General features: G+C 34.5%; 12 protein-coding genes and 1 pseudogene. 11 read left to right on the forward strand and 2 right to left on the reverse strand.

What is annotated here, in order from left to right; translation table 11 throughout:
* The first annotated feature begins 180 nt into the window (after positions 1 to 180).
* The 7 genes from AC3WVZ_RS11060 (at position 181) to AC3WVZ_RS11090 (ending at position 7624) form a co-directional block, all read left to right on the forward strand.
* On the forward strand, positions 181 to 2313 hold the full coding sequence (locus tag AC3WVZ_RS11060) for a peptidoglycan D,D-transpeptidase FtsI family protein (RefSeq protein WP_233936366.1): 2133 nt from the start codon (positions 181 to 183) through the stop codon (positions 2311 to 2313).
* 220 nt (positions 2314 to 2533) lie between these two features.
* A complete protein-coding gene (gene bla, locus AC3WVZ_RS11065) occupies positions 2534 to 3460 on the forward strand; it encodes a class A beta-lactamase Bla1 (RefSeq protein ID WP_233936566.1) in 927 nt (308 codons plus the stop codon).
* Between the two features lie 252 nt (positions 3461 to 3712).
* Positions 3713 to 4555 carry a metallophosphoesterase gene (locus AC3WVZ_RS11070; protein WP_000727179.1) on the forward strand — a complete coding sequence of 281 codons (843 nt, stop codon included), beginning with the start codon at positions 3713 to 3715 and terminating at the stop codon, positions 4553 to 4555.
* Positions 4556 to 4770: 215 nt separating this feature from the next.
* Positions 4771 to 5022 (forward strand): hypothetical protein, encoded by a 252-nt coding sequence (locus tag AC3WVZ_RS11075; protein ID WP_000548621.1) that lies wholly within the window; start codon positions 4771 to 4773, stop codon positions 5020 to 5022.
* Between the two features lie 188 nt (positions 5023 to 5210).
* Positions 5211 to 5936, forward strand: a complete 726-nt coding sequence (locus AC3WVZ_RS11080) for an ABC transporter ATP-binding protein (RefSeq protein WP_001187071.1) — start codon at positions 5211 to 5213, stop codon at positions 5934 to 5936.
* The gene (locus tag AC3WVZ_RS11085) at positions 5933 to 6946 is read left to right on the forward strand and encodes an ABC transporter permease (RefSeq protein ID WP_001266729.1); all 1014 of its coding nucleotides are present in this window, start codon (positions 5933 to 5935) and stop codon (positions 6944 to 6946) included. Before AC3WVZ_RS11080 ends, AC3WVZ_RS11085 begins: the two co-directional genes overlap by 4 nt.
* Positions 6947 to 6970: 24 nt before the next feature.
* On the forward strand, positions 6971 to 7624 hold the full coding sequence (locus AC3WVZ_RS11090; protein WP_065382197.1) for a TetR/AcrR family transcriptional regulator: 654 nt from the start codon (positions 6971 to 6973) through the stop codon (positions 7622 to 7624).
* Positions 7625 to 7788: 164 nt separating this feature from the next.
* Here AC3WVZ_RS11090 and AC3WVZ_RS11095 read toward each other — a convergent pair.
* Positions 7789 to 9158: pseudogene (locus AC3WVZ_RS11095) on the reverse strand (IS1182-like element ISBth7 family transposase); the annotation flags it as partial.
* A 183-nt stretch (positions 9159 to 9341) separates the two neighbouring features.
* On the reverse strand, positions 9342 to 9641 hold the full coding sequence (locus AC3WVZ_RS11100; protein ID WP_000728157.1) for a WGxxGxxG family protein: 300 nt from the start codon (positions 9639 to 9641) through the stop codon (positions 9342 to 9344).
* A gap of 233 nt (positions 9642 to 9874) precedes the next feature.
* Between AC3WVZ_RS11100 and AC3WVZ_RS11105 the strand changes: the two genes are divergently transcribed.
* From AC3WVZ_RS11105 to AC3WVZ_RS11120, 4 genes are all read left to right on the forward strand, one after another.
* Positions 9875 to 10843, forward strand: a complete 969-nt coding sequence (locus tag AC3WVZ_RS11105) for a YbgA family protein (protein ID WP_001248640.1) — start codon at positions 9875 to 9877, stop codon at positions 10841 to 10843.
* A gap of 216 nt (positions 10844 to 11059) precedes the next feature.
* A complete protein-coding gene (locus AC3WVZ_RS11110) occupies positions 11060 to 12205 on the forward strand; it encodes an acyl-CoA dehydrogenase (protein ID WP_000397279.1) in 1146 nt (381 codons plus the stop codon).
* Between the two features lie 15 nt (positions 12206 to 12220).
* Positions 12221 to 13558 carry an acetyl-CoA carboxylase biotin carboxylase subunit gene (locus AC3WVZ_RS11115; protein WP_000486749.1) on the forward strand — a complete coding sequence of 446 codons (1338 nt, stop codon included), beginning with the start codon at positions 12221 to 12223 and terminating at the stop codon, positions 13556 to 13558.
* A gap of 26 nt (positions 13559 to 13584) precedes the next feature.
* Positions 13585 to 13800 carry an acetyl-CoA carboxylase biotin carboxyl carrier protein subunit gene (locus AC3WVZ_RS11120; protein ID WP_001987345.1) on the forward strand — a complete coding sequence of 72 codons (216 nt, stop codon included), beginning with the start codon at positions 13585 to 13587 and terminating at the stop codon, positions 13798 to 13800.

The following is a 13800-nucleotide window of genomic DNA, read 5'->3' on the forward strand; positions in this document are numbered from 1 at the left end:
AACAAGTGAGAAAAAAGGAAGGGAGATTTATCAATTACGCGGCTATACAAAAAGGAATTAATACTTACAAAGATTTAGAAAAAAAGATAAGACACTATTTATAACCGAATAATGGTTTCAAATATATAGGGAACGTTTAAGTATTAGTGAGGAGTTCCGGAAGAATTATATGGAGGATTTATGAAAGAACAAAAAGGAAAGAAACAGAAGACATATATATCTATTCGGTTAAATATTATGTTCCTTTGCATATTTTTACTATTCTCAGCTATTATTATGCAGCTAGGGAAAGTACAAATTGTGGAGGGAGAGGCTTATAGGAACCAAGTGGAAAGTAGTCAAAATGCAATAACTAGTATTCCAGTTCCACGTGGACAAATTTTAGATCGAGAAGGGAAAACAGTCGTTAATAATAAACCTCTTCGCACAATTACGTATACAAGGGTAAAGGGGATTACGAGTGAAGCTATTTTAAAAACAGCAAAAGACTTGGCGGAAGTACTTGAAATGCCCGAACAAGACATAAATAAATTAACCGATATCGATAAAAAAGATTTTTGGATGCAGTTGAATTCGAAACGTGCGGAGACAAAGATTACTAAGAAAGATATAGAAAAATTTAAAGAAAAGGGTATAGAGGGCAAAGAGTTAGATAAAAAAATAGAAGACTTAAGACGAGGTCGCGTTACAGAGGTAGAATTAGCAGAATTAACAGCACAAGATTTAAAGGTGTTAGCTATTAAAAGTAAAATGAGTTCGGGTTATCAACTAACACCACAAATTATAAAAAAAGATGTAACAGATGAAGAGTATGCGCGGATAAGCGAAAATCTTGGAGATTTTCCAGGAGTAGATGCCACTGTTGATTGGGAACGTAATTATGTAAATGGTAATTTATTTCGTTCTATATTAGGAAATATTACGAGTAGTGAAGAAGGATTACCGAAAGAAAATTTAGATTCTTATTTAGTACGTGGATATAACCGTAATGATCGTGTTGGAAAAAGTTATATTGAACAACGATATGAAGATGTATTACACGGCACGAAAGAAGAAGTGAAAAATATTACTGATAAATCAGGAAACATTGTTAGCACAGAAATAATCTCTAAAGGAAAAAGTGGTAATAGTTTAACATTAACGATTGATATGGAATTACAAAAGAAAGTGGAAGAAAGTATAGAGAAAAACTTGAGAGCTTTTAAGAGTTCAGAGCCACTGCTCGATCGAGCTTTTGTTGTCATGACAAATCCAAATAACGGACAAATTTTATCTATGGCAGGCAAAAAGATTGTAGAAAAAGAAGGGAAAATAGAGGTTGAGGATTTGGCGTTAGGTAACATGACAACTTCGTATGAGCTAGGGTCAGCTGTAAAAGGTGCTACTTTATTAACTGGATATGAGACAGGGGCAATACATCCAGGAGATCAATTTTATGACGCGCCGATGAAATTTAAAGGTACACAAGCTAAAAAATCGTGGAATGTATCCGGATTTGGTAATATTAATGATTTACGAGCTTTACAAGTATCTTCAAATGTATACATGTTCCAGACAGCTTTAAAAATTGCGGGAGTCAATTACGTACCAAATGGCTCATTGGATATTAAACAAGGAGCATTTGATACGATGCGCTATTATTTCAAGCAATTTGGTTTAGGTGTCCTAACAGGTATTGATTTACCGAATGAAATAATTGGACAAACGAGAAAAGTAGATAGTCAACCTGGGTTTTTACTAGATTTTTCTATCGGTCAGTATGATACGTATACGCCGTTGCAATTAGCGCAATATATTTCAACGATTGCGAATGGTGGTTATAGAATGCAACCTCAAATTGTACAAGAAATACGAGAACAATCAATAAAAGAAGAGGTTGGCAAAGTTATACGTTCCATAGAGCCTGTCGTATTAAATCGAATTGATATGAAGAAAGAACATATTGATCGGATAAAAGAAGGGTTTAGATGGGTATTCCAAGAAGGTGATGGAACTGGCGTGAAATATTTCAAAAACGCGCCATATAAACCAGCAGGAAAGACAGGAACAGCCCAAACTGTATATGGTGGAGATGACCCGATTGGTAGAAATGCAAAAGGAGAACGTATGGAATGCTACAACTTAACGTTAGTTGGATATGCTCCATATGATAATCCAGAAGTAGCATTTTCCGTAGTAGTTCCATGGCTTCATGATGATAAAAATGGAATTAATTCTATAATTGGAAAGGAAGTTTTAGATGTATACTTTGATTTAAAACAGCAACGTATACATGGTGAAGCTACTAGTACAGGTAGTTCTAAGCAAAATTAAGATACTTTTCTCAGGGAAGAGAACCTGTTTGTATAAAGCCATTTATAAGAAAAAATGAAATGTGAAATAAGAGATAGCGGCGATCATAGCTACTATCTCTTATTTTGTTAATAACTCTCATACTAGCTATAAAATTTTTTTCAGTTTATGGAACAAATTTGGTTCGGTGATTGTCTATTATGTGTACGTATAAAAAGGTACTAAAAATTTGGAAGGAATGATGATTTTGAAAAATAAGAGGATGCTAAAAATAGGAATATGCGTTGGTATATTAGGTTTAAGTATTACAAGCCTAGAAGCTTTTACAGGAGGGGCACTGCAAGTTGAAGCGAAAGAAAAGACTGGACAAGTGAAACATAAAAATCAGGCGACGCATAAAGAGTTCTCTCAACTTGAGAAAAAATTTGATGCTCGATTAGGTGTATATGCGATTGATACTGGTATAAATCAAACAATCTCTTATCGATCTAACGAAAGATTTGCCTTCGCATCAACCTACAAGGCTTTAGCAGCAGGAGTATTACTACAGCAAAACTCAATTGATTCATTAAATGAAGTAATTATATATACGAAAGAAGACTTAGTAGATTATTCACCTGTTAAAGAGAAACATGTAGATACTGGAATGAAACTAGGAGAAATTGCTGAGGCAGCTGTTCGTTCAAGTGATAATACTGCAGGGAACATTTTATTTAATAAAATAGGAGGGCCGAAAGGATATGAAAAAGCGCTTAGGCATATGGGGGATCGGATTACTATGTCTGATCGCTTTGAAACAGAATTAAACGAAGCTATTCCAGGAGACATTCGTGACACTAGTACAGCGAAAGCTATTGCTACGAATCTTAAAGCTTTTACGGTCGGAAATGCACTTCCTGCTGAAAAACGTAAAATTCTTACAGAGTGGATGAAAGGAAATGCTACAGGAGACAAACTTATTCGTGCAGGCGTACCAACTGACTGGGTAGTTGGAGATAAATCAGGTGCTGGCAGTTACGGGACAAGAAATGATATTGCTATCGTTTGGCCTCCAAATAGAGCACCAATTATCATCGCAATTTTATCTAGTAAAGATGAGAAAGAGGCAACTTATGATAATCAACTCATTGCAGAGGCAACTAAAGTTATAGTTAAGGCTCTTAGGTAATAGTATTTTAGTTTTCGCATTTTTAACATGAAAGTATTAAAAGTATAAAGTTAGAAAACGACTCTTTTCGTGTGATAAGAGTCGTTTTTGTATTCTTATTATTAAAAAGGTAAAAGTAAAAATATAACGAATATATATGACATATCTCATATGAAATTTCATGTACTGTATTATTTTAAATAAATTTCAAGAAAGTATAATATAATTCAGTTAGCATATAGAAGTGTTTGATGAGAATGTAAAGGAGAAAATATGAAAAAGAAGATTAATAGAATTGTAATGATTATTTGTATATTAGTAGGTTTTACAATCTTTTTATATTTACAGAACAATTTAATAAGTATAACTGAGATTAAAATAACCTCTAGTAAAATACCATCCTCTTTTAAAGGGTATAAAATTCTACAAATTTCAGACTTACACAATAAAAAATTTGGCGATAATCAAGATGTGTTAATTCAAAAAATGAAAAGTATAGACCCAGATATTATTGCAATTACGGGTGATTTAATTGACAGTAAATCATACGATGCAGAAGTTAGTATGCAATTAATACGAGAAATGGTAAAGAAGTATCCTGTATATTTTGTGACAGGAAACCATGAACAATGGTCTGGAAAGTATAACAGTTTAGAAAAAGAGTTGAAGAAATATGGTGTCAATGTTTTAAGGAATGAACATGTAGGCATTCGAAAGGGTGAGCAAGAGATAAACTTGCTAGGTATTGATGATCCAGAGTTTGGTACTGGAAACCGTGATGAAGGAAATATTATAATAGATGAAATTAAAAAAGCAAAAATTGAAATGCAGCCAGATAAATATAATGTATTATTATCCCATCGGCCTGAATTTATAAAGGAATATACGAATGAGCGGTTGGATTTGGTTTTATCGGGACATGCTCATGGAGGGCAAGTTAGATTGCCATTTATCGGAGGATTAGTTGCGCCAAATCAAGGTGTTTTACCTAAATATACAGCGGGTTTATATGTAGAACAAAATACATCAATGGTAGTGAGTAGAGGATTAGGAAATAGTATCATTCCGCAAAGGATTTTGAATAGGCCAGAAATTGTAGTCGTGCAGCTAAATTAAGCTGTACGATTTTTTTTATACAAAAATGAGTAAAGGGGCTTTCTGTATTTTGCAGGAGTAAACATTACAATTTTGTTAAAAATTTTCTACGTTACATAAAGTAACAAAATTTGACCCTCAGTGTTTGTTATAGTGTAAATAATCAAAAAACTTAAAATTTGTCGAGTGAAAATTGTGATAAGTAATTCATATAAAAAACTTAAAGGGGTGTACACATGCATAAAGAATATGAAATTGAAGAATACACGGCGATTGAGGAACAAATCCATTATTATTGTAAATGTTTATTAGTAAGTCATCCTGATCAAATAATAAAGTATTTAGAAAAAAGGTTAGAAAAATATGCAGAAACATTACAATATGCACATTTATATCCTGACACAGTTATTTTACCGTTACAGCAATTAGTTATCGAATATTCTTTAGACGTTGCTAGAATTCGGAAGTATATGAATTTAAAAACGTAAAGTGAAATTTATAGTTTAAATGAAACAGAGTCGACTTTAGGAAATGAAATTCTAATGTCGACTCTGTTTCATTGTTTAATATCGGTGATTGAACATACATACTAATCAACGAAGTTTGACATATAATTAAGCAAGAGTAAAATAAAAGTGAGTACTCACTCATTTTTATTGGAAAAGGAGGATGAAACGTGCAACAACCTTCAATTATTTTACGGACTGTATCAAAAAGTTTTGGAAAAAAAGAAGTGTTACACAATCTTTCATTGCAAGTTGAAAAAGCAGAGATTTTTGGTTTTGTTGGACCTTCTGGATCGGGGAAAACAACGCTCATTAAAATGATTGCAGGTATTAATGAGGCAACGAAAGGTGAAGTGCTTGTTAATAATACTAATATGCCTAATTTAAATGAAATGAAACGAATTGGTTATATGGCCCAGGCGGATGCATTATACGAAGAATTGTCAGCATATGAAAATGCAGATTTTATAGCAACGATGTATGGGCTAAAGGGAAAACGTAAAAAGACAAGAATTGCAGAGGTTTTTGAACTTGTACAATTGTCACAGTATATGAAAAAGCAAGTACAACAATTTTCAGGTGGAATGAAAAAACGCTTATCATTAGCAATAGCGCTCCTTCACGAACCAGAAATATTAATTTTAGATGAGCCTACAGTGGGGATAGATCCGCTTCTTAGAAAAACGATTTGGGAAAAATTTTATGATCTTAAAAAGAAAGGCACAACGATTATTGTAACGACGCACATTATGGATGAAGCTGAATTTTGTGAGCGTCTAGGGTTAATTAGAGAAGGGAAACTAGTTGCGGTTGGAACAACTGAAGAATTGAAAAAACGCGTGTCATCTGGACGGATTGAAGATGTCTTTTTGCTAGAAGAGGTGGTGCCATCATGAGAGTTACTGGTGTAATCATACGTATTATTCGTCAATTTTTTCGAGATAAGCGTTCGTTAGCAATGATGTTTGGAGCACCGATGTTATTACTTTGGCTTTTGTCACTAGTGTTTACACAGAAAGACTATATACCGCAAATTGCTGTTGTTGATATGCCCGCTCAAATAGTAAAAGTGATGAAAAATCAAGAAGCGTCAATTTATGAATACAGTAAGGAAAAGGCGATTTCTGAGTTGGAAAAACAAAAGGTAGATGCAGTATTTCGAATAGAGAATGGAAAAATGAAACTTCTGTTGGAAGGTAGTGATTCGTCAAAAAATCGTGCTGTACTTCAAGTATTGCAAAAAAGCACAGAGAAGAATGATGTATCGATTATGAAACCTGAAGTAAATTATTTACATGGCTCTAAAGACTTTACGATGTTTGATGGGCTTGGTCCTGTATTAATTGGTTTCTTTACATTTTTCTTTGTATTTATATTATCAGGTGTATCTTTCGTAAGAGAACGTTTAAGTGGTACGCTAGAAAGGTTATTATCCACCCCAGTAAGAAGATGGGAAATAGTCGCAGGTTATATTATTGGTTTTGGAATCTTTGCCTTTATACAATCCATTATTATCGTAAGTTTTTCCGTTTATATTTTAGATTTATACGTAGCTGGCTCCATATGGCTAACGTTACTTATTACATGTATGCTCTCTTTAACTGCACTAACATTAGGTACGTTTTTATCGGCATACGCAAATAATGAATTTCAAATGATTCAATTTATACCGCTTGTTATTGTGCCACAAATCTTCTTTTCTGGATTGTTTCCAATGGAATCTATGAACCTACAAATGTTAGGGAAAGTATTTCCACTCACATACGGCGCTGACGCAATGAGACAAGTGATGATTCGGAATCAAGGGTTTACAGAGATTGCATTAGATCTTACTGTATTATTACTTTTTGCAATATTATTTGCAGTAGGAAATGTATTTGCTTTAAAGAAACATCGCAAAATATAATAATGACAAAAAGGAGCTTTATAAATGCAGAAGGATTGGCTGGAGGAATTAATAGCTGCAACTAATACGGATAAACGAAATGAACGTCAAATGCGTATATTAGAGGCGGCTGTTGATATGTTTGGAGAAAAAGGATACGCTTCAACTTCAACAAGTGAAATTGCAAAGCGTGCTGGTGTAGCGGAAGGAACCATCTTCCGCTACTATAAAACAAAAAAAGATTTATTATTAGCGGTCGTAATGCCAACTTTAACTAAGTTCGCTGCACCATTTTTCGTACAAACCTTTGCAAAAGAAATATTTAAATCGGAGTATGAATCATACGAAGGACTTTTAAGGGTTGTAATTCATAATAGGTTTAAATTTGCTCAAAAACACTTTCCTATGATAAAAATATTAATTCAAGAGGTGCCATTCCAACCAGAACTGAAAAATGAAATACAGCAATTAGTAGAAACAGAACTGTTTTCACATTTCAAAAAGTTGATTGTGAAATTTCAAGAAGTAGGGGAAATTATTGAGATACCACCATCTTCCGTACTACGTCTTACTTTATCAGCTGTATTAGGTTTATTATTAACACGATTTTTATTATTGCCTGAAGAAAAATGGAATGATGAAGCGGAAATTGAAAATACGATTCAATTTATATTGTATGGATTAACTCCACGATTTTAATCGTTGAAGTGTGAATTACATACATTACTTTTAAGTAAAAATAAATCGCCTTTAAAAAGGCGATTTATTTTCCAGAGTGTTGGGAAACCCTTTAGGGTTCCCAACACTCTGGAATCTTTTTTGATTTTAGCGAATAAAAACAACATAAAATAATAGAATTTTAAAAAATAGCCCTCCACCTGACCCTTTTTGGTCAGGTGGAGGGCTATTTTTTTCATGTTTTGACAAGCTGCGGTGAGATAAGCTTGCATTTGGACAGACTTCAGCCCTCGAAACCGGGCATAGCGGTAGCCATGTAGTTCTTTGGCGTCTGCAAAGCTTCGCTCTATAGTGGAACAGCGTACTTTATACAACCTTTTCCCTGTAGCTGTTAGCTTGTTTTTTCTAGCAATATCCTTATATTTCTCCCACACATGATGAGTGATAACTTTTTGTTTTTGTTTCTTTGAAAAGCACACCTCACGTAACGGACAAACAGCGCAGTCTTCTGGATTCGATTTGTATTGACGGTATCCTTCACGATCAGTTGTTACATATTCTAGAATACATCCCATCGGACAAGCGAAAACATTCATTTCTTCTACATATTTAAATTGGCTTTTCGGTACTTCTTTATTCCGTTTTCCAAATCGGCGATACCCCATCACCATAAATATATTCCGTTCTGATAGTTTCTTACAGATATATCCTGTAAAATAGCCAGCATCAAGGGCAACAGCTTCTACTTTGAAGTCGAATTTATCAATCTGAGCTTGGAGGCGTGCTAAATACGGCTCGGAATCTGCCATATTTCCAGCCGTTACATAGGTATCTGTAATAATATTGTACTTCGCATCAGTCGTACGATGATCCAAGAAATGAAAACCATTTGGTTTTCCATCTCTCATTAAAAATCCACTATCTGGATCCGTTGTACTTATACGAGTTTTTTTGGTAGGGGTATCACTTTCCTTTCTAGGTTTTAATTCTTTTTTCCATGTACCTCACGATCTTCGATTACCGCAGCTTCTAGCTCGTCTATATAAAACTTTGCTTTTTCTTTTTTATATTTATGTACAAATTTATTTTTATTGGCATTGGCCTTAATATGTGTAGAATCTGTCATCAGTGCACGTCCTCCTACCATCCGGTGCTCCGTCGCTTGTCTCACAATCTCATCAAAAATTTCTTCGAAAATATTTGTATGAATAAAACGAGTACGACGATTCCAACTGATTGTAGAGTGATCCGGAATAGTATCCGATAGAGAAAACCCTAAAAACCAACGGTAGGCAATATTCGTTTTAATTTCCTTTTCCAATTGACGCTCAGAACGAATACCGTAAAAATATCCAATAAACATCATCTTAAATAAAACAATAGGATGAATGGACGGGCGTCCATTGTTTTCACAGTAATAAGGGCGTAACTTCTCTTCAATAAAATCAAAACTAATTGTCGCTTCAATTGCACGAAGGAAATGATCTTGTGGAACCAACTCTTCTACAGAAACAGATACACGCTCATCACGATGATTTTTTAAAGCACCCATCATAAAAAATCTCTCCTTTTCCTCTTTTTTATCAGTGTTGACACATAAAAAGAGGTTCAGACACAAAAACAGGCTGTGGAGAAGACTTTCTCCACAGCCTGAAAAATAAATCGCCTTTAAAAAGGCGATTTATTTTCATTATATATTTTTGATAAATAAGTACTTGTTTACTAAAAACATTCTAAATCAGCGTGTTTCTTTGTCTCTTCTTCTAAGACCTAATAATCCTGCTAGTCCTAATAAACCAAGCCAAGCCCAATTATTATTTTTATCACGATTATCATTTAAATCATTTGTTGTATTTACATTTCGAGTTCTTACATCATTATTAACTCTGTCTAAGTTATTGTCATTTACTCGAGTTGAAATATCAGTGTTATTAACTCTATTCATATTATTTCCATCGTATTCAGCTTGCGTAGATGTACCTAAAAACATAATAGATAGTGCTAAAACACTTAAAATAGATGATAATTTCTTTTTCATAACAATCCCTCCTTTCTTAATCATTAATTTCTCCGAAGCATGTGTGTATTATTCATTTCACAATATCTAAACCCTCATTAATAGGGCGTACATTTATAGAAAATAGAGTTGAATGATTGTTAATATATCATTGGATATATATTTCTCATAAAAATAACTGAATCAAACTTTGCTTAAAATGTTAATCTTAGTACAATTTATATTATACGGGCTAGCAATAAGGAGGTAATAAGATGCGACAATTTGCAAAACCTACAATCGTCGTAAGTAAGTGTTTAGAATTTGATGCTTGTCGTTATAATGGAGAGATGATTCCAGATGTAACAATACGAAATTTGCAGCCATTTGTTACATTTATACCTGTTTGTCCAGAAGTGGAGATTGGATTGGGGACTCCTCGTGAAACGATACGAATTGTAGAAGAAAATGGTGAGAATAGACTTGTGCAACCGTCGACACGAGAAGATGTAACTGAAAAAATGGAGCAGTTTTCAAATGACTTTTTACAAACGATACCGGATGTGGATGGTTTTATTTTAAAGAATCGTTCACCAAGTTGTGGTACGCGTGATGTGAAAATTTATTCTGGTTTTGAAAAAGCGCCAGCAAAGGGAAAAGGAGCTGGCTTATTCGGCGGAGCAGTAGTAAAAAATTTTTCGCATCTTCCTATTGAAGAGGAAGGTAGATTGTCGAATTTTATTATTAGAGAGCATTTCTTTACAAGGTTATTTACAATCGCATATTACAAAATGATTAAACACAATAAAAATATGAAAGAACTTGTATCGTTTCAGTCGGACAATAAATATTTATTTATGGCATATAATCAGGTGAAACAAAAGGAATTAGGTCGTATAATTGCAAATCAAAAAAATGAAAAGATTGAAGTGGTATTTGAAAACTATGAGAAGACTTTATATGAATTATTTATGCGTGCGCCCCGTTATACATCGAATGTAAATGTATGCGAGCACATTTTTGGATATTTTAAAACAAAGTTAAAAAAACAAGAAAAAGATCATTTTATAGAACTGTTACAAAAGTATGCAGAAAAGAAAATACCACTTAGTAGTTTACTTACAATATTAAAATCATGGGCTATTCGATTTGATGAAAAGTATTTATTAAGACAAACGTATTTCGAACCATATCCTGAAGCATTAGTAGAAATTTCTGATTCGGGAAAAGGTAGAGATTATTAAACAATAAATTACATAATTCGACACAAAATCTCCTATGTTGTTGTAGAACAATGTAGGAATTTTTTTGTGCATTAGTACAGAATCTGTTTTAAAATTAAGTTATGACAGAATTATAGCAATTGTCTAACTAATATTCTTGTCTTTTAAGTTGTTATGTTTGTAGTAGAAACTCGCACGCTGTCGAAACTCAATATTCGATAAGGGGTGTGTAGCGGAATGGAATTTACTCTAACTCGCGAAAAACAAATGATTAAAGAAATGGTACGTGACTTTGCTGAAAAGGAAATCGCACCGAAAGCTGTATATTATGACAAAACTGCAGAGTTTCCATATGAAACATTTCAAAAAATGGGCGAACTAGGATTATTAGGCATCCCATTCCCAGAAGAGTATGGAGGTTCAGGTGGCGATACGGTATCGTATGCGTTAGCAGTTGAAGAAATTGGTCGCGCTTGTGGTGGCACCGGTTTAAGCTATGCTGCAACAATTTCATTAGGTGCTTCTCCAATTTATTATTTCGGTACAGAAGAACAAAAACAAAAGTATTTAGTTCCGATGGCGTCAGGTAAAACATTAGGTGCCTTCGGATTAACGGAGCCGAATGCTGGATCAGATGCAGGTGGTACTCAAACGAAAGCGGTATTAGATGGTGATGAGTATGTAATCAGTGGTGAGAAGTGTTGGATTACAAACGCAGAGTATGCAAATACAATTATTGTAACCGCTGTCAACGGTATTGAAGAGAATGGTAGAAAACGTATTTCTGCATTTATCGTGCCTACTACGAGTGAAGGATTAACGATTTCAAGTCCTTACGATAAGATGGGTGTTCGCGCTTCTAATACTTGTGAAATCGTACTTGATGGCGTTCGTGTACCGAAAGAAAATATTCTTGGTGATGTAAATAAAGGCTTTAAACAATTTTTATATACACTTGATGGAGGGCGTATTTCAATCGCAGCATTGGCAGTTGGTATTGCGCAATCAGCCTTTGAACGTGCATTACAATATGCGAAAGAACGTCAACAATTTGGAAAGTCAATCTCTAATTTCCAAGCGATTCAATTTAAATTAGCTGATATGGCGACTGAAGTAGAGCTAGCACGCAATTTAGTACATAAAGCAGCTTGGTTAAAAGATAACGATAAACCTTTCGGCAAAGAAGCGGCAATGGCAAAACTATTTGCATCGGAAGCAGCAAGCCGTATTGCGAATCAAGCAGTACAGATTCATGGTGGATATGGTTATATGCGTGAATATGAAGTTGAACGACATATTCGTGATGCGAAACTATTAGAAATTGGTGAAGGAACTTCTGAAATTCAACGTCTCGTAATTGCTAGACATTTAGGATGTAGATAAAAGGGAGGAATCACTATGTTTCAAAAAATATTAATTGCGAATCGCGGGGAAATCGCTGTTCGTATTATGAAAACTTGTCAAAAACTTGGCATTCGCACTGTTGCTATTTATTCTGAAGCAGATGAAAATGCCCTTCATGTGAAAATGGCAAATGAAGCTTACTTAGTAGGTGGACCGCGTGTTCAAGAAAGCTATTTAAACCTTGAAAAAATTATTGAAATAGCTAAGAAGACAAATGCAGAAGCCATTCATCCGGGTTATGGTTTATTATCAGAGAATCCGTCTTTTCCGGTTCGCTGCAAAGAAGAAGGAATCGTATTTATCGGTCCTTCAGAAGAAATCATTACGAAGATGGGAAGTAAAATTGAATCACGTATCGCAATGCAAGCAGCAGATGTCCCAGTAGTCCCAGGTATTACTACAAATATTGAAACTGCTGAAGAAGCAATTGAAATTGCAAAACAAATTGGTTATCCATTAATGCTTAAGGCATCCGCAGGCGGCGGAGGCATTGGTATGCAGTTGATGGAAACTGAGCAAACGCTCACCAAAGCGTTTGAAAGTAATAAAACAAGAGCGCAAAACTTCTTCGGTAACGGAGAAATGTATTTAGAGCGATATATAGCAGATGCGCATCATATTGAAATTCAGCTTTTAGCAGATACACATGGTAACACAGTGTATTTATGGGAGCGTGAATGTTCGGTACAGCGCCGAAATCAAAAAGTAATCGAAGAAGCACCTTCACCATTTTTAGATGAAGGTACACGAAAGGCGATGGGAGAAGTTGCTGTACAAGCTGCCAAAGCACTTGGCTATACAAATGCAGGTACAGTTGAGTTTCTTGTAGATAATCAGAAAAATTTCTATTTCTTAGAAATGAATACGAGATTACAAGTAGAGCATCCAGTGACAGAAGAAATTACGGGATTAGACCTTGTAGAACAGCAACTCCTTATCGCAAGTGGAGAGAAACTATCATTTACTCAGGATGATGTAAAACGTAGTGGTCATGCCATTGAAGCTCGTATTTATGCAGAGGATCCGAAAACATTCTTCCCGTCACCTGGGAAAATTACAGATTTAACATTACCGTCAAATGTACGAATTGATCACTTCTTAGAAAATCATGTAACGATTACACCTTTCTATGATCCAATGATTGCGAAAGTCATTGCACATGGCGAGACTCGTGAAGAAGCAATTTCGAAATTACATGATGCTCTAGAAGAATTAAAAGTAGAAGGTATTAAAACGAACACGCCAATGCTACTGCAAGTTTTGGAAGACGAAGTGTTCAAAGCGGGTATTTATACAACGGGTTTTGTAACGAAACAACTCGTTAAAAAATAAGATCTAACAATATTAAGGGGGAAAAAATGATGACGAAAGTATACGCATCGATGGCAGGAAACGTTTGGAAGATTGTTGTAGGAGTAGGAGATACAGTAGAGGAAGAGCAGGATGTCGTCATTTTAGAATCTATGAAAATGGAAATTCCAATCATTTCAGAAGAAGCCGGCACAGTTATGAAAATTAATGTGCAAGAAGGCGATTTTGTAAATGAAGGAGATGTATTATTAGAAATTGAATAG

The organism is Bacillus sp. CPT56D-587-MTF, from assembly GCF_058792335.1.

Excerpts from the sequence above, each read along its gene's own strand:
- bla (WP_233936566.1), top strand. The coding sequence starts at position 2,534 with ATGATTTTGAAAAATAAGAGGATGCTAAAAATAGGAATATGCGTTGGT.
- AC3WVZ_RS11090 (WP_065382197.1), top strand. The coding sequence starts at position 6,971 with ATGCAGAAGGATTGGCTGGAGGAATTAATAGCTGCAACTAATACGGAT.
- AC3WVZ_RS11060 (WP_233936366.1), top strand. The coding sequence starts at position 181 with ATGAAAGAACAAAAAGGAAAGAAACAGAAGACATATATATCTATTCGG.
- AC3WVZ_RS11120 (WP_001987345.1), top strand. The coding sequence starts at position 13,585 with ATGATGACGAAAGTATACGCATCGATGGCAGGAAACGTTTGGAAGATT.
- AC3WVZ_RS11110 (WP_000397279.1), top strand. The coding sequence starts at position 11,060 with ATGGAATTTACTCTAACTCGCGAAAAACAAATGATTAAAGAAATGGTA.
- AC3WVZ_RS11085 (WP_001266729.1), top strand. The coding sequence starts at position 5,933 with ATGAGAGTTACTGGTGTAATCATACGTATTATTCGTCAATTTTTTCGA.
- AC3WVZ_RS11115 (WP_000486749.1), top strand. The coding sequence starts at position 12,221 with ATGTTTCAAAAAATATTAATTGCGAATCGCGGGGAAATCGCTGTTCGT.
- AC3WVZ_RS11075 (WP_000548621.1), top strand. The coding sequence starts at position 4,771 with ATGCATAAAGAATATGAAATTGAAGAATACACGGCGATTGAGGAACAA.
- AC3WVZ_RS11070 (WP_000727179.1), top strand. The coding sequence starts at position 3,713 with ATGAAAAAGAAGATTAATAGAATTGTAATGATTATTTGTATATTAGTA.
- AC3WVZ_RS11100 (WP_000728157.1), bottom strand. The coding sequence starts at position 9,641 with ATGAAAAAGAAATTATCATCTATTTTAAGTGTTTTAGCACTATCTATT.
- AC3WVZ_RS11105 (WP_001248640.1), top strand. The coding sequence starts at position 9,875 with ATGCGACAATTTGCAAAACCTACAATCGTCGTAAGTAAGTGTTTAGAA.